The 19,717-nt window shown below is 52.5% G+C and carries 17 protein-coding genes; 13 read left to right on the forward strand and 4 right to left on the reverse strand.

The window, feature by feature from the left end; translation table 11 throughout:
- Positions 1 to 35: 35 nt before the first annotated feature.
- Positions 36 to 656, reverse strand: a complete 621-nt coding sequence (locus tag AC2FEE_RS20385; RefSeq protein WP_496867156.1) for a recombinase family protein — start codon at positions 654 to 656, stop codon at positions 36 to 38.
- 187 nt (positions 657 to 843) lie between these two features.
- The gene (locus AC2FEE_RS20390; protein ID WP_496867157.1) at positions 844 to 1,128 is read right to left on the reverse strand and encodes a hypothetical protein; all 285 of its coding nucleotides are present in this window, start codon (positions 1,126 to 1,128) and stop codon (positions 844 to 846) included.
- A gap of 325 nt (positions 1,129 to 1,453) precedes the next feature.
- Here AC2FEE_RS20390 and AC2FEE_RS20395 point away from each other — a divergent pair, with 325 nt between their 5' ends.
- The 10 genes from AC2FEE_RS20395 to AC2FEE_RS20440 all read left to right on the forward strand — a co-directional run bounded on the left by AC2FEE_RS20395 (position 1,454) and on the right by AC2FEE_RS20440 (position 14,393).
- Positions 1,454 to 1,675, forward strand: coding sequence for a helix-turn-helix domain-containing protein (locus AC2FEE_RS20395; RefSeq protein WP_496867158.1), 222 nt, complete (start codon positions 1,454 to 1,456; stop codon positions 1,673 to 1,675).
- A 167-nt stretch (positions 1,676 to 1,842) separates the two neighbouring features.
- The gene (locus AC2FEE_RS20400) at positions 1,843 to 3,441 is read left to right on the forward strand and encodes a transposase (RefSeq protein WP_496867159.1); all 1,599 of its coding nucleotides are present in this window, start codon (positions 1,843 to 1,845) and stop codon (positions 3,439 to 3,441) included.
- The gene (locus AC2FEE_RS20405; RefSeq protein ID WP_496867160.1) at positions 3,438 to 4,292 is read left to right on the forward strand and encodes a TniB family NTP-binding protein; all 855 of its coding nucleotides are present in this window, start codon (positions 3,438 to 3,440) and stop codon (positions 4,290 to 4,292) included. Before AC2FEE_RS20400 ends, AC2FEE_RS20405 begins: the two co-directional genes overlap by 4 nt.
- Before the next feature lie 11 nt (positions 4,293 to 4,303).
- Positions 4,304 to 5,350: a TniQ family protein gene (locus AC2FEE_RS20410; protein ID WP_496867161.1), complete on the forward strand. Its 1,047-nt coding sequence runs from the start codon at positions 4,304 to 4,306 to the stop codon at positions 5,348 to 5,350.
- A gap of 544 nt (positions 5,351 to 5,894) precedes the next feature.
- A complete protein-coding gene (locus tag AC2FEE_RS20415; protein WP_496867162.1) occupies positions 5,895 to 6,944 on the forward strand; it encodes a sugar ABC transporter substrate-binding protein in 1,050 nt (349 codons plus the stop codon).
- A 167-nt stretch (positions 6,945 to 7,111) separates the two neighbouring features.
- Positions 7,112 to 8,644 carry a sugar ABC transporter ATP-binding protein gene (locus tag AC2FEE_RS20420; protein WP_496867163.1) on the forward strand — a complete coding sequence of 511 codons (1,533 nt, stop codon included), beginning with the start codon at positions 7,112 to 7,114 and terminating at the stop codon, positions 8,642 to 8,644.
- A gap of 13 nt (positions 8,645 to 8,657) precedes the next feature.
- A complete protein-coding gene (locus AC2FEE_RS20425; RefSeq protein ID WP_496867164.1) occupies positions 8,658 to 9,821 on the forward strand; it encodes a sugar ABC transporter permease in 1,164 nt (387 codons plus the stop codon).
- A gap of 169 nt (positions 9,822 to 9,990) precedes the next feature.
- Positions 9,991 to 10,968 carry a substrate-binding domain-containing protein gene (locus tag AC2FEE_RS20430; protein WP_496867165.1) on the forward strand — a complete coding sequence of 326 codons (978 nt, stop codon included), beginning with the start codon at positions 9,991 to 9,993 and terminating at the stop codon, positions 10,966 to 10,968.
- 60 nt (positions 10,969 to 11,028) lie between these two features.
- On the forward strand, positions 11,029 to 12,012 hold the full coding sequence (locus AC2FEE_RS20435; protein WP_496867166.1) for a carbohydrate kinase family protein: 984 nt from the start codon (positions 11,029 to 11,031) through the stop codon (positions 12,010 to 12,012).
- Positions 12,013 to 12,044: 32 nt separating this feature from the next.
- Complete coding sequence (locus AC2FEE_RS20440) at positions 12,045 to 14,393, forward strand: glycoside hydrolase family 65 protein (RefSeq protein ID WP_496867167.1); 2,349 nt, start codon at positions 12,045 to 12,047, stop codon at positions 14,391 to 14,393.
- A 53-nt stretch (positions 14,394 to 14,446) separates the two neighbouring features.
- Here AC2FEE_RS20440 and AC2FEE_RS20445 read toward each other — a convergent pair whose 3' ends face one another.
- A complete protein-coding gene (locus AC2FEE_RS20445) occupies positions 14,447 to 15,604 on the reverse strand; it encodes a sugar-binding transcriptional regulator (RefSeq protein ID WP_496867168.1) in 1,158 nt (385 codons plus the stop codon).
- Between the two features lie 138 nt (positions 15,605 to 15,742).
- Between AC2FEE_RS20445 and AC2FEE_RS20450 the strand changes: the two genes are divergently transcribed.
- Positions 15,743 to 16,405, forward strand: a complete 663-nt coding sequence (locus tag AC2FEE_RS20450) for an HAD family hydrolase (RefSeq protein WP_496867169.1) — start codon at positions 15,743 to 15,745, stop codon at positions 16,403 to 16,405.
- Between the two features lie 251 nt (positions 16,406 to 16,656).
- Here the strand turns inward: AC2FEE_RS20450 and AC2FEE_RS20455 are convergent, their stop codons facing one another.
- Entirely contained in the window at positions 16,657 to 17,310 is a 654-nt protein-coding gene (locus AC2FEE_RS20455; protein ID WP_496867170.1) for a GntR family transcriptional regulator, read from the reverse strand.
- Positions 17,311 to 17,523: 213 nt separating this feature from the next.
- On the opposite strand from AC2FEE_RS20455, the gene AC2FEE_RS20460 reads away from it, so the two are divergent.
- Both AC2FEE_RS20460 and dctP read left to right on the forward strand, forming a co-directional pair.
- Positions 17,524 to 18,609, forward strand: a complete 1,086-nt coding sequence (locus tag AC2FEE_RS20460; RefSeq protein ID WP_496867171.1) for a Gfo/Idh/MocA family protein — start codon at positions 17,524 to 17,526, stop codon at positions 18,607 to 18,609.
- An 88-nt stretch (positions 18,610 to 18,697) separates the two neighbouring features.
- On the forward strand, positions 18,698 to 19,708 hold the full coding sequence (dctP, locus tag AC2FEE_RS20465) for a TRAP transporter substrate-binding protein DctP (protein WP_496867172.1): 1,011 nt from the start codon (positions 18,698 to 18,700) through the stop codon (positions 19,706 to 19,708).
- The last annotated feature ends 9 nt before the right edge of the window (positions 19,709 to 19,717 follow it).

Genomic DNA, 19,717 nt, shown 5'->3' on the forward strand with positions numbered 1-19,717 from the left:
TCAAACCAACCAGATGCGCCAGATCCTCTCTTAGCTCAGGCAGCCATCTGTCCCAAAATCCCTGACAACGGACAATCCACAATTGTTGGGTCGTCAGCATTCTGCGGCCCAAGCGGTGAATCGAGCGCGCGATATATAGTCATCCGAGACACACCCAAATCGCGTGCGATCTGGGCCTTTGATAACCCGCTAGCCGCAAGAGATCGAATTTGTGCGTCATCTACTTGTTTTCGTCTGCCACGATAGACACCTCTTTCTTTGGCGGCATCAATACCGGCTCTCTGTCTGTCGCGGATGAATTTCAGTTCCATATCAGCGACCATGCCGAGCACTGTTACCACCATTCGACCTATGTCACCGGCTGTACTCACTTCCGGTTCAAGAACCCGCAGAGAAGCGCCTTTGGCATCCAGTTCATGCACCAGGTTCAAAACATCCCGTGTAGAACGACCAAGGCGATCAAGTCGATGCACAACCAGTTCATCGCCTTCGCGTAAGAATTCGAAGATGGTTTCCAGTTCCGCGCGCCCATCACGCGATGCGCCTGATCCGGTCTCAGACCGTACGATCTCGCACCCAGCTTTCTTCAGTGCTGCAGTTTGAATGTCGAGATCTTGGCTCGTGGTGCTGACTCTGGCGTATCCGATGCGGGGCATTTGGTATCTATCACATTAGGGTAGGGGTGATTTTCAATCTGTCACATAGTTGAATTGACCACCCTAACGGGACGGTGGATCGCGTCACATTTGGGTGTCGTTTTGTGGTGTACCCAATTGTTACATACGGATGTGCAAGCTATCGAAAACGAGGGCACCTTTCTGACAGGGTAGGATGTTTGACTTTTCATGCTCGCCACGTCTTTGCGGATCGCGCGTAGGCGTCCGTTAGTTCAGCTGGTGACAGTTTGTTCAGGTGGCTCTCGTCAAACACAACCACGTCGTTGGATAGAAACTGGTCGATGTTCATTTGTTCCCTGGCTTCGAGGATGAACGGATGTTCAACCGCCAATGCTGCCAGCATGCTTCCCGTTTCGATATGCGCAGCTAAATCTCGCTGTACCGCCTGAAAGCTCAACGTGCGGCCGCCACTGTCGGTACCGGCGACAAAAACTGGGGAGATGAAGCCCATATCGCAAAGATCATTTGCGCCATCTACGTCGACACATCCGTGGAGTTCGAGATTTACGAGGGCCAAGCCGCGTTGTGGGGTGATGTATTCTGGGAAAGCCGTATCCTCTCTTCTGGTTTGTCAATTTGAAGTTTGTACTGGCACACGGACTCCGCGAGTCATTTTCCTGTGGATTTTGTCAGTCGGCAAATCGAATGTGACATGAGACATCGTCATAGCGCGGACCACGATGTTATAGTATTGTCGCCAAAACCTTTTAATAACAAATGGTTGACTCGAATCCACTGACAGCTTTCACTTTGCACAGAAGCTTCGAGATTTCAAGATGAACAACTCATATTCCAAACTGAAAGCCGATCTTGCCGCCGCTGGTGTGACTCTCAGATCCATAGCGAGGGATCTCGAGGTTTCCCACACGGCAGTCACAGACGTAGCTAGGGGAGCTAGGCGCTCCAAGCGTATAGAGCAGGCAATAGCCATCCGTTTGAAAACGACTCCCGCCGCACTTTGGCCTGATCGATATGGGCAAGAGGGAGGTGCGACATGACCTAACGTAGAAAAGCAAAAACCTATGTGCGCCAACACATAGGCTTTCACAAAGATCGAATGGCTTCTCTCAACCGTCATTTCGATCTTCTCCAATCCAATCTCAAAGTCAAGGCTGTCACTCGATTTTTCGAGCCTGTCAGTGTGCCTTGCTACAAGGAGGCGACTATGTCGAAGATCGACGATGCTCGCGATGAACGCGAGTGGGCTAGGGCGTTTGCGCTTCGCAGAGACCTTGCCCCATATCTTCAAATTGGATTTCAGACCAAAGCGGCGGTGCAAGACTTTTGCAGGGCGCACAGTCTTTCGAGATCCGCGGCATACAGGCTACTAAAACGAGCGCAACTTGATGACCGGGCTGCTGCGTTGCTACGTTCCAAACCCGGTCCCAAAAAAATGAGCACCAGGCTCATCAGTGAGCAAGAGGACGTTATCAGTAATTACCTTCGAAAGGAATTTCTCACTAGGAACAAGATATCTCTGAAAAAAGCGGTTAAAGACATCAACCGTGAACTAGCTGCACTTGGTTACCCAGTGATTTCAAAGTCAGCTTTGATCCGCAGGATCGATACGATGCCGGATCGGTTACTCAAGCTGAAACGCGAAGGGGGCAGGGCAGCGCGGCAGGCCTATCAGATCGTTCGAGGCAAATATCTTGTAAAGGATCCGCTAGAGGTTGTTCAGATTGATCATACGAAACTGGACTTGATGGTCATCGATCCAATCACAGGAGAATGCATAGGACGACCATATCTAACGGTTCTGCTGGATATCGCAACGAGGATGCCGACCGGAATATACCTATCGATGGAAGCGCCATCGGCCATCAATCTCATGAAAGCCTTTCATCGATCCGTTTTTCCAAAGGCAGAATACCTTTCGGAAATGGGTATTCCGTATGAATGGCCGGTGTATGGGCTGCCCCTCGTGATCAGCAGTGACAACGGGACCGACCTTAAATCCAAAGCCTTCAATTGGGGGCTGGAACAATACGGCGTCGAGCACATATTTCGCCCCGTGGCGCGGCCGCATCTCGGTGGGCACGTCGAGCGTTTCATAGGAACAATCCAGGCCTTCGTTCAGACCCTTCCTGGAACCACTTTTTCAAACACCGAAAAGAAGGGAACCTATCAACCCGAAAAGCAGGCGAGGCTTGCCTTGTTTGACGTTGAGAGACTCCTGCTCGAGTTCATCCTCCGCGACTACGTCCATGATAAGAGCCGTCGACTGCTGACATCGCCGATGAACGCCTGGAATTTCAGCTGGCGCGAAAGTGAGGCCGGTCCGCGTCTGCCGATGGATCCGGATCGGTTTCGCCTTGATTTTCTCCCGTTTGAGAGACGCAACATCCAGCGGGAGGGTTTGGAATTGTTCGGGATGTTCTATCGCTCAGAACAACTACAAAAGATGAAAAACTGCGGCGTGAAAAGCGTCATGCTCAAGTATGATCCCACTGACATTCGTACAGTACACATCAGTGCCGACGACGAAATCTTTCACGAAGCCCGAAGTGAGTTTTTCCCGCGCGATCCAATGTCCCTCGAAGAATGGAATGAACACAACAAACGGAAGGAAAAAAGGCTGCAAGCGGCAATGGACGCACCTGACCCTGCCGTGGTTCACGATCATCGGAAACAGATCCTGGCGGAAGCAAACCGGCGCAAAAAGGCGACCAGCCATTTCGACAGACACCCTCAAACGCATGGTCGCGACATTCGCGATCTTGGTGACCCACTAAGCTTCTCGGTGCCGAGGAAGTTGTCATGAACAAAACTCCATCTCAACACTTCCCAGATATGTCACAGGCATCGGTTCCAGAGCGTATTCGTTATGTTCGGAACGGCGCGTATTTTGAGACATCAGCCATTCGCGCCCTTCGAAACCGATTGAATGAACTGCTCAATGAGCCGCTGGATTGCGAAAACAAGCTTGTTTTCTTGACCGCCCCGGCTGGAATGGGGCTGACCCGCATTATCAAACAGTTTGCGGCCCAACACCCACCCGCGACTAAGGGACAAAGTGGTCAGCAAACAGTCCCGGTCGTAAACCAACTCATCCATCCAAGCGGCAACTTTATTGACTACTGTGATGCACTTCGTGCGCAGCTTGGCATCCCGGGCTATGGCCCAATGACACGCCGGTCTTCCTACCCCAAAACGCTCGAGTTACTGAGACATCTGAATACGAGACTCGTCATTTTAGAGGACTTTCACCGCACCTATAGCTTTCAGAAACACCAACGAATTTCCTATCAAAACTACGTCCACTACCTGATTTCCGAATACGATATCAGGGTCGTTCTGACGGGTGCTCCACGTATTTGGCGATGGGCGCTGGAAGATGAGCAAACCCTGGGGCGAGCAGTACATTATCAGTATCGTGCCTGGACATCCCGCGAGGATGATTTCATCGAGTTTCTAGGCGGGTTTGAACGATGGTGCCCCGTACAGGAGAAGGGGGCACTGACCCGCGATCCAAAGCTACGCAAGGCCATCATCAGGAAGTCGAATGGTATCTGCAAAAATGTGATGCAGGTGCTCACTGGTTTCGCGATCTATGCGATTGTGTCTGGCAGTGAGCGCTTGGATTTCGACACCTGGGTAAGCCATCGCAGTTAGGAATGGCCGTTATGAACGTCACACCCTATGCGATGGAAAGCCTGAATTCGTTCGTAGGTCGCGCGGCTTCGATGAATTCGACAGATCCCTTATCCTACCTTCGGGAGCTGTTCCCATTAGCGAGACATCAGAGTTTCACTAGACTTCCCGAGGATCTGGATGCACTGGATCATGGTGTCATTTTGGCTGGCTTGAACGATGCACTGGACCCGGAAAAACGCAGGCTGGAACTGCTGACCTTACCAGGCACCAGCCCTAGCGTTCACACAAAGTGGCTGAGGCGGGCAGGGGGGAAACACTTGGGCTCGGACCGCTTCAGCAAGGCGCCTTCGTTTGCGTGGTGCCCGCGTTGCCTGCTTCGCGACCAGCTCAACGGCCATGACCAATTCATGCGGCTGGCTTGGAGGATGACCGCCCGCACATTCTGTGTGGCTCACAGGAGGCCGCTTACCACCCATTGCATGAAATGCCATGATCGTGAAGCCGAACCGGCATTCGTATTTAACGGTAGCAATGTCGTTCTCGCATGTAGTGCTTGCGGCTCACTCTATTCGACGCAGCTTGGACTACCCGACATGTCTTCTTCGACCGTCTTGGAGCTGCGCGACAACCATAATGTGCAGATAGCCTGGAATGAGGTAATCCAACTGGAATTGGCGTTTGAAAAGAGCCTGTCGGAGCGATCAAATACCAAGAACAAAAGCGAATTCAGAGACTTCGCTATGGCATTTGCAAATGTTCTGATGAAATCAATCCGACTCGAACGCGCACCTATAGACCTCTTTTCTAGCGTCGCGTTTCCGGCGCAACCAAACCCTCGCTGCATCACCTCAATGGATCGGCCTTACCGCGCTTCTTCGATCGCTGTACGCCGAAAAACTCACGGTCTGATCGCAACCATTCTAAAACGCCGAACGAACCTGTTTTCAATCAAACGCGTGCACGAGAAGCGTTGGGGCAGGGTGCCTTCGATGCAAGAACTAAGGTCCGAGCTCGAGCCGGAGCAAAACAATGAACTCGACCGGCTATTGCTACGGTTCCCGGCAAAGTGGTTTTGAAACCAGGGCGGAAAGCGGTCTTTCGCTGCTCCTGCAAAAAAACCATTCACAGTCTCGGTAAGCGGCCATTCAACAGCGCTTGCCATAAATTGACTTTTGGTGTGAAGGAAGCTTTTGCTTGGATCTATGTTAGCTACTTGAGCGCTCTAATACGGAAAGCGCGAGACGATTTTCCCCCGACATTCTCAGTAGGACGTACGATTGCCGACTTCGAGGCTTTGAATACCATTTCGCGATCAAGACTCAACTCGGCCGCAACATATTCGAGAGTTTTCAATGGCTTTTATCAATAAGTCGGAAGTCATTAAGGTGCTGTTTTATATACATAGTATCTTCAAATGCAGAGAACTCAATGGTGTTTTCGAATAAGTATTCTTGCTAATTATACAAATTTCGAGCTCATTTTGCGGTGCTATGTTAGCGTTATCGCTTTGAGATTGACGCTTGATCCCACCGGTTAACCGGCATCCAGCACAATTTGCGAAGCAGTTCGTGCTGTCGACCCAAGCGGTCCGGCAGCCAAGGAACATACACTGGAGGAATTATGTCCCTATTGCAGACCATTACCCGTAGAGCTGCCCTGCTTTCTGTTGCCGCTGTCGCATTGACCGCGGGAACCGCAAATGCGGGCGATGTAAAAATTGGGTTCCTGCTGAAAACCATGCAGGAAGAACGCTACAAGCGTGACCGCGCTGCATTTACTGCGAAAGCAGAGGAGTTGGGCGCTGAAGTTATCTTTGATTCAGCAAACAATGATGAACTGACCCAGCTGGCGAAATTCGAAAACATGCTTGCCAAGGGTGCAGAGGTTATTGTGTTGCAGCCTGTGAATACTGGTACTGCCGGAAGCATGGTCAGCATGGCCAACAGCGAGGGCGTCCGCGTCGTTGGGTATGACTCAATGCTGGTGGATGGGCCGTTGGATGCGATGGTTATGCAGGACAGCTGGGCTGTCGGTCGCTTGCAGGGCGAAGCCATGGTTGAATGGCTCACCGACAAGAACGGAGAGGTTTCCGGAAAGATCGCTCTAATTCAAGGCCAGCCTGGCGACTCCAACGCTATTGCCATGAGCAGCGGCGTTCTGGAAATCGTTGAGGCCAATCCAGGATTGGAACTGGTGACCAACCAGGCACACGAAGGGTGGTCGTCGGAAAAGGCCATGGCAACTGCTGAAAACACGCTGACCTCAAACAGCAACGGCATTGATGCCTTTATCGCCAACAACAGTGGCATGGCACGAGGTGTTATCGCGGCGCTGGAAGCACAGGGTCTGGCGTCATCTGATAAGGTGTTTGTCGCTGGTTCTGACGCCGATCTGGCCAATATCCAATACGTTGCGCAAGGCAAGCAGGCGGTTGAAATTTGGAAGCAGATCGATCCGCTGGCCGAAACTGCGGCAGAAGTGGCCGTGGCACTCGCAAAGGACCCGGATACAGCCCCGGCTGATTTGGTTGAAGTCGACAAGGTTATCAACAACGGCTTCGCCGACGTGCCGACGATTGTCACTCCGATCACGCTTGTGACGCAGGACAACATCGATGACACGATCATCGCTGGCGGCTTCTATTCCAAGGAAGAAGTCTACGGGAACTGATCCCCGGGTCTGTTTCCTGAAGGAGGGCGTTTCGCCATTTAGCTCCCAATGCGTGTACTCCCCGCGCGCAGCTAAATGGTGCCCTCCTTCCTTAGATACCTCGGGCAAAATTGCCGCGCAGGGTGGGGATTGTCTGAAACACCTTTCTGAATGTGATGGGAAAAAGCATGTCTGAAGTCGTCCTGAAAATGCAGGGTATCATCAAGGATTTTCCCGGTGTTCGCGCCCTGAACAATGTCAATTTTGAAGCCCGTTCGGGCGAACTTCTGGCGTTGATGGGAGAAAACGGAGCAGGCAAATCCACGTTGATGAAAGTGCTCAGTGGGGTTTGGCCCTATCCAACCTACGAAGGCGATATCTATTTGCGGGGGGAGAGGGTTCGTTTTGCCAACACTAAGGAAGCCGAGGCCGCCGGAATTGGCATCATCTATCAGGAACTCAATCTGATCCCCGGCTTATCCGTTGCGGAAAATATATTTCTTGATCGCCAGTTCACTGATTCCAAAGGCCGGATAAATTGGAACCAGACTTTTGCGGAAACACAGAAGCTGCTGACCGAGTTGGGTATCAATGACATTCGACCGACCGATTTGGTGCAGAACATCACCGTGGGCAAGCAGCAAATGGTCGAGATCGCCAAGGCTCTGTCCCTAAAAGCGGAAATTCTTGTGCTGGATGAGCCGACCTCTGCCCTTACGGACAAGGAAGTCAAAGACCTTTTCCGTATCATCCGCAAGCTGAAGGCAGATGGTGTCTGCATGTGCTACATCTCGCACAAAATGGAAGAGATTGAGCAGATTGCCGACCGGATTGCAGTTCTGCGTGATGGTCAAACCATCGGTGAAGTTACTCCGATCGCAGATATCACTCTTGATCAAATCATCGCCCGAATGGTTGGCCGCGATATCAAAGACATGTTCCCCAAGATCGATTTCACCCCAGGTGAAGTGACCCTGGAAGTTAACGATCTGTCTGTCACGAACCCCGATATGCCGGGGAGTTATTTGGTTAAGAATGCCAGCTTTGTTGCCCGCAAGGGTGAAATTCTGGGTATCTCGGGGCTGATGGGTGCGGGTCGGACCGAATTGGTTGGTGGCGTGTTCGGAGCCTACCCGGACCAGACAACAGGCGAGGTTAAGCTGAACGGGCAGAAGCTGGAGATCAAATCGCCGAAAGACGCGATTGAAGCCGGCATTGCCTTGCTGACCGAAGATCGCAAGGCACTGGGTCTGTTTCTGGACAAGTCCATTTCGTTCAACACGACGATTTCGTCGCTTGAGACGATCAGCTCGAAAGTTCTGGGCATCATCAACACCCAGCAAGAGCGCAAGGTCGTTAAGGAATACGTCGATCAGCTCGGTGTGAAAACGCCGTCAATTGACACGGTTATCGGCACGCTCAGCGGGGGTAATCAGCAAAAGGTCATTCTGGGTAAATGGCTGAATTCCAGGCCGGATGTGTTCATTCTGGATGAACCCACGCGCGGGATCGATATCGGCGCCAAGGTCGAGATTTACAAGCTGCTGAACGAGTTGGTTCAGCAAGGCGTGACCGTCATCATGATCTCATCTGAGCTGCCTGAGGTTTTGGGCATGTGCGACCGGATTCTGGTGATGTGCGAAGGCGAGATTGTGTCGAACTTTGAACGGGACGACGCAAAGAAAGAAGCAATCATGGCGTATGCCACCGGCAGCGCATAAGGGAGGAAGCAAAATGAGTGCTGACAGCAACGTTGCAGGTGTTGGCGTCAACGGCGCCAAGGAAAACCACCTGATAAACTTCGTCAAGGACAACGCGACGCTGATTGCGCTGATCGTGCTGGTCATCGGGCTTAGCTTTGCCGACGATGCGTTCTTTACCGCGCGCAACCTCAGCAACCTGTCCCGTCAGGTGACCATCATCGGGATCATTGCCGTAGGTATGACCATGGTCATCCTCATTGCCGGTATAGACCTTTCCGTGGGCTCTGTCGTCGGCTTATCGGCTGTGGTGTGCACACTGATGATGCAATACGGAGTGCCAACAGTTCTGGCGGTTCCTGCGACGCTTTTGGTCGTTGGCGTTGGTATCGGCGCGTGGAACGGGTTCTGGATAGCCAAGTTCAACATACCACCCTTCATCATAACCCTTGGCATGCTGACCATTGCACGTGGTTTGGCACTGACCTTGACCAACGGCAGTTCTGTACCGGTAACAAGTGACGTGTTTCCGCTAATTGGTGGCGCTTATATCCCGCCGATGATGTCCAGCATCGTTTTGATCGTGTGTGCTGCGCTTGCTGTTTATTCGATCTTCCGGGATGTGCAGCAAAGCCGGGCGCATGGCGTAGAAGTGAACATGCAGGAATTGCTGGTCAATGGTGCCGTTATGATCGGTGGTTTTGCTTTGGCTTTCCACGTGTTCACCAGCTACAAGGGTATCCCTGTTCCCGTTGCGATCTTTGCAGTCATAGCGTTTGCCGGGATCTACACGCTCAATAGCACCCGCTTTGGCCGCCGCCTCTACGCACTTGGCGGAAACGAAGATGCGGCACGCTTGTCCGGTATCAATGTCGTTCGCACCAAGATGATCGTTTACACAGTCATCTCGGTACTGTCGGCACTGGCCGGAATTATCCTTGCCTCGCGTTTGAATGGTGCATCCCCCAACCTGGGTACCATGTTCGAACTGGACGCGATTGCCGCAGTTGTCATTGGCGGCACAAGTCTGGCGGGTGGCTCGGGCAGGGTGAGCGGAACCATCATCGGTGCTTTGCTGATCGGCGTTCTGAACAACGGCATGAGCCTGCTGGGAGTGGTGACGTTCTATCAGCTGATCATCAAAGGCCTGATCATCATCCTCGCTGTGTGGTTCGATGTGATGCAGAAAAAGAAATGAGGTGGAACAGCCCCTGGTTAGCGTACCGGGGGCACCGCCAAAATCCCCGAAATCCTGAATGACAATTGGGAGGTGAGCGATGGTACCGTCCATTACAGCAACCTTACGCACAAATGGCCTTAGAGCGTTGGGCTTGGCCGGCCTTCTATCGGCATCTTTTCCTACGATTGTGGCAGCACAAGACGACGTTACAATCGGTTTTCTGCTCAAGACCATGCAGGAAGATAGATATCAGACTGACAAATCTTTGTTCACTGCACGTGCGGAATCCCAAGGGGCAAACGTGATATTCGACAGCAGCGGCAATGATCCATTGCGCCAGTTGCAGCAGGTCGAGGAAATGCTGGATCTCGGAGTGGACGTCTTGGTTCTGCAACCCGTCAACACCGCGACTGCCGGAGCCCTTGTTGATCTGGCCCATGATCAGGGGGTCAAAGTTGTCGGATATGACTCGATGCTTCAGGGCGGTCCACTTGATGTCATGGTTATGCAGGACAGCTGGGCGGTAGGACAGTTGCAGGCCGAGGCCATGGTTGACTGGTTGAATGAAACACGTGGCGGGGTGGCAGGTCGCATCGCCCTGATCCGGGGTCAACCTGGCGACGCCAATGCTGAAGCACTGAGCAGCGGCGTGCTTAAGGTCATTGCGGATTACCCGGGGTTAGAACTTGTCGCTGATCGCAGCCACGTTGACTGGTCTTCAGATATGGCGCGAGACACCACCGAGAATCTACTGGTCGAATATGACAACGATATCGATGCCTTTATCGCAAATAACAGCGGACTTGCATTCGGTGTTCTGGCGGCATTGTCAGACGAGGATCTGGCATCAACGGAACAGGTTTTTGTCGCCGGATCAGATGCTGACTTGAGAAATGTCAGGCTGGTCGCCACCGACGTACAGGCGCTGGAAATTTGGAAGCAGATAAAACCGTTGGCTTATCGGGCGGCTGATATCGCCGTCAATATCGCGCAATCTCCAGACGCGGAAATCACTGACCTGATTGGTGAACATACACTGATAGACAACGGCTTCGCGGAAATCCCGACGGTAATCACCCCTGTCCTTGCAGTAACGAAAGATACGATCGATGCCACCGTAATCGAAGGTGGGTTCTATACCAGCGAGCAAATCTATCAGAACTGAAGCTGCTATAGTGGCGTTGGCGTCAGTCGGAAAAGCAGAGCAAACGTGTAAGGGACCGAAATGTCGGACAAGATCAATGTCGCAGTACTTGGCCCGATCCCAAGGGACAAGATCACCAGCTACCAAGGTGAGAAATTCGAAAAGTTTGGCTGCGCGGTGTACACGGCGGTCTGCATGTCCTCACTGGCTGGTCACGGATCAAAAATAAATGTGGTCAGCCACGTACGAGAAACAGACGTCGAAAATATCCGGGGCTTACTGTCCGAATTTCGCCATCTTGATGTTAGCCATATTACCGGAGATGCGGATCAGGGCGCAGTGATTGATCTGGTCTATGTCGACCAGAACCGGCGCAACGAGAAGCAAACGGGTTTCATGAATCCAATCTTGCCAGAGGATATTGAAGACCTGATGGATTGCGATGCCTTCGTTTTCGTTCCGATAACCGACTTTGAAGTACCGCTGGAGACAATCCGTTACATCAAGACTAACAGCGATGGTCTGGTTGTGTTTGATGCGCATGGCCCCACCAGCGGCTGCTCGGCGCATGGCGAGCGGTATCACAAATTCTGGATCGACCGAGATCGGTGGCTTCCACATATCGATCTGCTGAAGATGAACCTGGAAGAAGCTCAATGCAGTTGGTTCAAGGGTGAATACGGTTCAGATGAGCTGCAAGACATAAGCGAACTAACGATGGACCAGCTGCCCAAGTTTGCGCGGCACTGCTTGGATCTTGGTGTCAAAGCGCTTTACGTCACGCTGGATCAGCATGGGTGCGCCGTCTACCACAAAGACGAGACCGGCCGGATGCGTGAGCACTTGGTCAAGCGCGTGCTTGTCGAGGATGTAGTCGACACCACTGGCTGCGGCGATAGCTTTGCTGGTGGCTTGGCCTTTGGCTACCTCAAGACCCGCGATTTCGTCAAAGCCTGTCAGTTCGGCAACTGTGCCGGGGCGCAGCGCTGCTCGAGCAGCGAGTTGGACGTCTACGGATCATTGGCAGAAACCGAACGTCAGATTGCCGAAACCTACGGCGACTGAACTTTCCGAAACATCACCGAATGGAGCCTGACATGCAGATAATGCTGAGCAGTCGCGATTGGCTGATCGAAGAAACGCAATTCAGTTTAGACGATGCGAACTTCAAAGAGACCATTTTCACGGTCGGCAACGGTTATCAGGGCACACGCGGATCGCTGGAAGAGGGCCACAAAGGAGAGCTGTCTGGCACCTATCTGGCAGGTGTATACGATCACCATGACTCGACTGTGATCGATCAGGTCAATGTTCCTACCTGGTTGCCACTTCGGGTTCGTGTGGAAGGTGAGGCTCTGGATGTCCAAACGTGCAAAGTTGTCGAACATAAGCGCGTATTGGATCTGCAGACCGGTTTTTTGCATCGCGATACCGTTTTTGAAGACAGTACGGGCCGTCGCACTCGCATTAACAGCATCCGGTTTGCCAGTTTTGCCGATCAGCACATCTGCGGCATTCGTCTGATCGTCACGCCAGAGAACCATTCGTCCGAGATCACTGTCGAAAGCGCGCTTGATGCTCATCGATACAATCTGGACCGCCTGCCAGCATATCAGAGAAACCCTGTCTTCCATCCCGAGGTCAAATGGGAGAAGTGGGCCAAAAGCCGACACCTGAAGGTCACTCAGTCACATGCAAGCAGCGATGCGTCCTATATCGAAGCTCTGACTCTGGACACCGGCATTACGATTGGCATGGCGTCTGCCTTGGATAGTCCTTCCTTCAGCGAGTTCAAAGTCGCAAACCGTGATTATGAACAGGTTTCGCAAGCCGTTTCAGTTGATGCGCTCAACGGACAAAGTCTGACTTTCGAAAAGCTGGTGTCGATTTTCACGTCACGAGACCTGAACGGTGCAGAGGTGGCGGCAAAATGCGAAGCGTTGCTGGAGACAGCACAGGCCAAGGGGTTCTCAACTTGTCTGAGCGAAAGCGCAGCAGCTTGGCGAGCGAAATGGGACGCCTGTGATTGCGTGGTGACGGGTGATCCTGAAGCGACGCGAGCAATGCGTTTCAATATCTATCATCTGTTGATTGCCGCCAACGAAAACGACCCGCGCGCGAACATCGGCGCCAAGTCCATGTCTGGCGAAGGGTATAAAGGCCACGTCTTCTGGGACACCGAAATTTTCCTGCTACCGTTTTACATCTTCACACAGCCGGAGACGGCCAAAGCGCTTCTGAAATACCGTTGCAACACTTTGAAGGGCGCGATTGAAAATGCCCGAATGAACGGATTCGAGGGTGCCCAATACGCTTGGGAATCCGCTGATACCGGGGTGGAGACAACGCCAAAATGGACGGCGGACGGCGCGAACCGGATTTGGACCGGAGAAGAAGAGATCCACGTCACCGCTTGTGTCGCTTATGGGATCCTCAGCTACGTTGCGGCGACGGGTGATCACGAATTCCTTCGTGATTTCGGGGCAGAAGTTTTGTATCAGACCAGCCGGTTCTGGATCAGTCGGCTGGAATGGAATGAAAAAAAGGATCGGTATGAGCTTACCAACGTCATCGGGCCGGACGAGTTTCATGAACATGTCGACAACAACACGTTCACCAACCGAATGGCGAAATGGCATCTTGAGCAATCGGCACGTGTTTTCAGAGAACTCAGTGAAAATTCGTCTGCGGTTCATGACGAATTGCGGATTCGGTTGGATCTAACCGGGAAGGAAGTGGATCAGTGGTTGGAAATGGCCGAAAAAATCTATGTCCCATTTGATCCGTCCCGCAATCTGATCGAACAGTTTGAGGGTTATTTCCAGCTCAAGGATATTCCCATTACCGAATGGGACAATAACCATATGCCCGTCTATCCCGAAGGGCATGACCACTTCTCACTGAATGGTTCAATGCTGCTCAAGCAACCAGACGTGATCATGTTGAACTATCTCTTGCCTGACGAGTTTTCAGACGACGTCAAAGCAGCAAATTATGCGTTTTACGAAAAACGTACGATGCACAAATCGTCTCTCAGCCCGGCCATTCATTCAATCATGGGGATCGAAGTCGGCGACATTTCTTCTGCCCATCGCTATTTTGAGCGTTCAGCTTATGTTGATCTGGTTAACAATCAGGGCAACACGCAGGATGGAATGCACATTGCCTCAGCAGGTGGCACCTGGCAGACGCTTGTGTGCGGCTTTGGCGGTTTTCGGGTCAAGCATGGCAAGATGACATTCAAACCCTGGCTACCCGAGGCATGGTCCGGCATCCGGTTTAACCTGAAATGGCAGGGGAATGATGTTGAGGTTACGATTTCTCATGACGAATGTCGCTTTCGGTTCATTGCCCCATCCGGCAGCCGAGAAGGGATCGAAGTAATGGGACGCCCTGTTATTTTGGTCGCCGGAGAGGACGTTGTCTTCGCGCCACAGCCAGCGTAACGATTACCGTTTTGAGTCAGGCGGTAGTAGCCGACCAAGCCGAGGTGATGCGGTCAGTCCGTAAGTGCCTCTGCAACTCGACGATGCAACTGTTCAGCGGCGGCATGATCTATGAGCAATTCGTTTACAAGACCTCTGGAGACTAGTTCAAACACCGTATCACCACGTTCTTTTTGAATTGCGACGACGACGACACCACTTTGATTGGGATCGTCAAAAGCCCGATCTGCTATTGCCTTTACGTGCTCTGTTTTGATCCCGGTCCATAGCCCGTTCAATTCGTCAATCAGGTCCATCTTGATTTGGGATATTCCCGTTCTCGGAATTAAAATGCCACCAAGGTCACCCACAACCAGATGCCTGAGGTCATCTGCCCTCAAACCGCCTGCCTGAACCAATTCTTCGAAACTACCCAGAACCGGCGTGCTTGAAGACCCTACGCTGGAGATCAGCATGTCCATTTTGTCAATCAACGCGTCGGGTCCCGAAAACACGCGGTGAAATCCCGGCGTGTCAGAGATATACTGCCAAATGGAGCGGCGCATGGTCTCGTCGTAGTGGCGGGGAATGTAAGCCGGGAAGCCGGTCAGTTGGGGGCTTTCCTCCTGCTTTTCGTTAAACAGCTCATCAAACGTTCCGGCAAGCCGGCTGGCAGAGTATCCGTGCTGCGCCAACGACACCAATTCGGCGCAAACCGCCGCGAATTCAGTCTTGCGCGATTTATCTATGGGCTGCCTTGAGGCGGCGATCCCCTCCGCCAAAGACTTGATTGTCCGTCCCCAAGCAACGCCGATAACGTCTGATTTTTCGATCAGTTCTGTCAATCTTCCGGAGGCGGTTCGTCCGAATCTGGTACGGCGCTGTGCCAGGGCCGCCTCGGTGTTTCCCGGGCCGCTTTCGAAAACTCCAAGTCGAGGTGGCCTGAGTTTGTTCTTGTCGCAAAACTCTTTCAGGTCTGAATTCAGCCCTGAAGGAGCCAGTAATTCGTCCATCTGGCGGATCCACTCATCCGAGAATTGCTCTTTGACGAAGCGCTGTTCGATGACGAGGTAGTTTTGCCGCTCAGCATGTTTCAGCAATCGCGACACTTGCGGTTGAGACAGGCCACCAAGAACGGTGCCGATCTCCACCTGTGACATGTTGTGCGTTGCACGCATATAAGCAGCGCACTGGGCACGATCTTCAAAGGGCAGCTTCTTTACGTCAATCATTTGGCCCAACATTGTCCGGTAAGTGGATCCTGGCGGTAGGAATAACTATGCCAGATAAACATTCACATGCCAGCCAATTGAAGAAAAATCCCGACATGCTACGTGTTTCTGACACAGGCTCGAACCAGGAGGCTCAGCATGCCGACCAAAGGACTAATCTTCGACCTCGATGGTGTTTTGGTCGACACCGTGCCGGCGCATTTTGCGGCCTGGAAACGTATGTTTGAAGAACACGGGTATGAGTTTGGCAAGCCTGAATATCGACGCCTTGTCGACGGTCGCCCCCGCTACGACGGAGCTCGTGCGGTCATGACACGGCATTCGGAAAACGAAGTCAGAACCGCCGCCGACAAAAAAAATGACTACTATGTTGAAATGATCGAGCGAGGAGAGTTCCGGGTTTTCGATGCAGCGGTTCAACTTGTCAGGCAATGCCAGTCCGAGGGTTACGGGCTGGCCGCTGCTTCCAGCAGCGCCAACGTTCGATCCGTTCTTGAAAAAGCCGGGCTGTTGGATGCCTTCCCGATTGTAATCGGAGGCGACGATGTCGAAAATGGGAAACCCAGCCCGGATATTTTCCTCGCCGCAGCCAGCGGACTTGGTCTGACGGTGGACGAATGTGTTGTGATTGAGGATTCTACGTCCGGGATCGAAGCGGCAAAGAATGGTGGTTTCTATTGTATCGGTCTTCTTCACGAAGAACACGAAAGTGAATTAACTGCCGCAGATTATGTCATTTCTTCTCTGGCTGAGATTGACATTGAGCGGTTAGATGAATCGAGGTCCGAGGTGCATGCTTGATTGCTGTTTGGCTAAATTGAATTGGATTTTTTGAGGCAGTATGAGAATTTGCTCTAAGCGTTAGTACCGCATGTCCGATCTCTTGCAGTCGCGGCAAAGGTCCGGGTTGGCAGTGCTGACAGCAGCTCAGTGATGCTTTCTCTACGACCGCAATGGGCCGTTCACAGACTTCTCGATTTAGACGTAGAATTTTGAGATATTCCCTGCCAAATCGACCTGAAGACGTCGAAGCACGCAATCAGCATGGCGCCTTACATAGCCTCCAACGTGTGAGCGAGGCCATTTCGGATATGATCTTCCAACAGCTTCTTAGCCGTGTCCGCGTCTCTGACCAATGCGGCATCGAACATGCCCTTGTGCTCCTTGACTGCCTCTTCGCCGCGATAGGTCAGCACGAGCATCTGATACCGCAGATACTTGTCGTAGATGATTGAGTGCAGAGACAGAAGGTTCTTGGAGTTGCAGGCCGCGATCATCGCTTGGTGAAACTCCCAATCATATCGTTTCCAGGTTTCTTTCTCGGACTCGTCGCCCTTGAGAAGCTGTTGTTCCATAAGGTGCAGTTTGTGGTGTGCGGCAACCAGGTTTCCTTCCCAATCCGTGTCGCCGTTCGCAATGGACAACTCCAACGCGTGGCATTCCAACAGAACGCGCAGTTCTGAAATCTCGGTCAGGTCTTCTCGTGAAACTGGCGTAACCAGGAAACCCCGTTGCTCGGGAGCTTCGACAAATCCGTCGCTGGCGAGCCTGTTCAGCGTTTCACGAAGTGTCGAAAGGCTTGCCGAGTAGCGTTCCTTCAAGGCGTCCAGCTTCAGTTTGGAGCCGGGCTGCAACTCTCCAAAGATGATATCCCGCTTGATGCGCTGATAGGTGCTTGCACCTATCGTAGACGGCTGTTTCGCCATGCTTTTCACCCGATATTTTTAGATTCCTCCTTCAAATACCACTTTACAGAGTTATCAGCAATCCAATGTGATGTATGGTAGAAATAAAAATATCATACATTATTGTGGAATCGCAAAAACCCCAATACGGTCGAGTTCAAGTTGGGCAATGCAGCTCAGTCGCAAATATTGGTTTCGGAGTTTCCGAACCCTCTGGAAGGAAGCAAAGTGTCAATGAACTTTCGCATTGCCATCGTTGGCATTGGTCTTGTTGGGCGCCGCCACGCAGACGCGATCCGCGCGTTGCGTCATGTCGATCTTGTCGCGGTTGTTGATCCCAGTGACGAAGGGCGCACCTACGCCGCGGAGCATGGCGTTGCGTGTTACGAGACCCTCGAGGACATGTTTGCAAATCAGACACCGGACGGAGCTGTGCTCGCGACCCCTACCACGCTTCATGTCGAACAAGGCCTCACGTGTGTTCGGCATGGTTGTCCCGTTCTCGTCGAAAAACCGATCGCCGTGGAAGCTATCGCTGCACTGGAGCTTGTCCAAGAAGCGGAGAAGGCCAATGTGCCACTGATGGTCGGACATCATCGTCGGCACAATCCTCTGATCAAGTCAGCGAAGGAAGCCATTGTCGATGGGAAGATTGGAGATGTGCGCGCTGTCCATGCGAATTGCTGGTTCTATAAGCCCGACGAATACTTTGATGCCGCGCCCTGGCGAAAGAAACCTGGTGCAGGGCCCATCTCGGTCAATCTTGTCCATGATGTGGATCTTCTGCGGTATCTGGCCGGAGAGGTCGTGACCGTACAGGCGCAGTCGGCTGCATCGCAGCGCGGTTATGACAACGAAGATGTCGCCGGAGCGCTGTTGACGTTTGAAACCGGAGCGATAGGCACCATAAGCGTGTCCGACAGCATCGTTGCTCCATGGAGTTGGGAGATGACGTCTCAGGAATATCCAATCTATCCGTCGACCACTGAGAGTAGCTACATGATCGGTGGCTCTCATGGGTCGTTGTCTGTCCCCGATCTTAGACTATGGACCTACCAGAGTGAGGAAAGGGATTGGTGGATTCCAATTTCGTCAACCGCGCTGAAGAAGGGTTCCTCTGACCCACTGGTCAATCAACTCGGGCACTTTGTTGAAGTTGCTCGGCACGAAGCAGATCCGATTGTGTCCGGCTGGGAAGGCTTCAGAACACTTCAAGTCATTGAAGCCATTCAGAATTCCTGCAGGACTGGCGAGACTGTCAGGATAAGAAACCTTCAGGAAATGCAACAACAGAAATTACAGGTAATGAAAAATATCTGATATTTTGCAAAAAATCTTGCAAAAAGTCCAAAATAGGGCAAAACTCAGAATCGGAAAAATGCATCATGATGTCTCAGGGAGGAGCAAAGTGATTACCAAACTTACCCGCAGGGCTGCAGTGTCGGCCCTGGTCGCAACCGGTGTTCTAATTGGCGCAACAAGTAGTGCGCTGGCAGAAGACAAAGTTCAACTTCGCCTCGCAACATCAGGATCGGAGACCGATCAGCGTTCGGTCGCCATGGCCGAGGTTTTCGCGCCCATGGTCGCCGATTTTGCAAGCTATGAGCCCAGCTATAATGGCACCATCTTCGCACAGGGCACCGAGCTTGACGCCATCAGCCGGGGCAACCTGGAAATGTCGATCACCTCGGCGCAGGAACTGGCACAGTTCTTCCCGGAGTTTTCGATCTTTACCGCTGGCTACGTCCATCAGGATGCGGCGCATCAGGTAGCTGTCTTCAACGATTCCTTGATGGATGCCTTCAAGCAAAAGGCTGAAGAAGAGCTGGGCGTCAAACTCTTGTCGGTCATGTATCTGGGTCGTCGCCAGGTGAACCTGCGTCAGCCCAAAGATGAGCTGACAGTAACCACGCCAGCAGATTTGGAAGGGGTGAACCTTCGGATGCCTGGCACCGATGCGTGGCAGTTCCTCGGGAAGGCACTGGGTGCCGCCCCGACACCAATGGCGTTCTCTGAGGTCTATACAGCGCTGTCGACCGGTGCCGTTGACGGTCAGGACAACCCGTTGCCGACCGTGGTGGATGCCAAATTTTACGAAGTGACCAATCAGATCGTCCTGACATCGCATCTTGTTGACCTGAACTACATCGCGATTGGCAAGGAGGTTTGGGATGGGTTGACACCCGAGCAGCAGGCCAAGGTTCAGGAAGCGGCCGACGCAGCTGCTGAAGCGGGCCGTCAGAAACAGCTGCAGAAGGAAGAGGACCTCGTCAGCTTCCTTAAGGAACAGGGCATGGAGGTCTACGAACCCGATCTCGCAGCGTTCCGTGATCAGGTACAGACCATGTATCTGGAAAGCGAATTTGCCGGGTCATGGCCGGATGGCGTTCTGGAGCAGATCAACGCTCTGGGCAACTAAACCTGAGTA

Source organism: Ruegeria sp. YTSC199, from assembly GCF_059609725.1.

What these genes read in the sequence shown, in the direction of transcription:
- AC2FEE_RS20385 (WP_496867156.1), bottom strand. Translation starts at nt 656, where the DNA reads ATGCCCCGCATCGGATACGCCAGAGTCAGCACCACGAGCCAAGATCTC.
- AC2FEE_RS20390 (WP_496867157.1), bottom strand. Translation starts at nt 1,128, where the DNA reads ATGGGCTTCATCTCCCCAGTTTTTGTCGCCGGTACCGACAGTGGCGGC.
- AC2FEE_RS20395 (WP_496867158.1), top strand. Translation starts at nt 1,454, where the DNA reads ATGAACAACTCATATTCCAAACTGAAAGCCGATCTTGCCGCCGCTGGT.
- AC2FEE_RS20400 (WP_496867159.1), top strand. Translation starts at nt 1,843, where the DNA reads ATGTCGAAGATCGACGATGCTCGCGATGAACGCGAGTGGGCTAGGGCG.
- AC2FEE_RS20405 (WP_496867160.1), top strand. Translation starts at nt 3,438, where the DNA reads ATGAACAAAACTCCATCTCAACACTTCCCAGATATGTCACAGGCATCG.
- AC2FEE_RS20410 (WP_496867161.1), top strand. Translation starts at nt 4,304, where the DNA reads ATGAACGTCACACCCTATGCGATGGAAAGCCTGAATTCGTTCGTAGGT.
- AC2FEE_RS20415 (WP_496867162.1), top strand. Translation starts at nt 5,895, where the DNA reads ATGTCCCTATTGCAGACCATTACCCGTAGAGCTGCCCTGCTTTCTGTT.
- AC2FEE_RS20420 (WP_496867163.1), top strand. Translation starts at nt 7,112, where the DNA reads ATGTCTGAAGTCGTCCTGAAAATGCAGGGTATCATCAAGGATTTTCCC.
- AC2FEE_RS20425 (WP_496867164.1), top strand. Translation starts at nt 8,658, where the DNA reads ATGAGTGCTGACAGCAACGTTGCAGGTGTTGGCGTCAACGGCGCCAAG.
- AC2FEE_RS20435 (WP_496867166.1), top strand. Translation starts at nt 11,029, where the DNA reads ATGTCGGACAAGATCAATGTCGCAGTACTTGGCCCGATCCCAAGGGAC.
- AC2FEE_RS20440 (WP_496867167.1), top strand. Translation starts at nt 12,045, where the DNA reads ATGCAGATAATGCTGAGCAGTCGCGATTGGCTGATCGAAGAAACGCAA.
- AC2FEE_RS20445 (WP_496867168.1), bottom strand. Translation starts at nt 15,604, where the DNA reads ATGATTGACGTAAAGAAGCTGCCCTTTGAAGATCGTGCCCAGTGCGCT.
- AC2FEE_RS20450 (WP_496867169.1), top strand. Translation starts at nt 15,743, where the DNA reads ATGCCGACCAAAGGACTAATCTTCGACCTCGATGGTGTTTTGGTCGAC.
- AC2FEE_RS20455 (WP_496867170.1), bottom strand. Translation starts at nt 17,310, where the DNA reads ATGGCGAAACAGCCGTCTACGATAGGTGCAAGCACCTATCAGCGCATC.
- AC2FEE_RS20460 (WP_496867171.1), top strand. Translation starts at nt 17,524, where the DNA reads ATGAACTTTCGCATTGCCATCGTTGGCATTGGTCTTGTTGGGCGCCGC.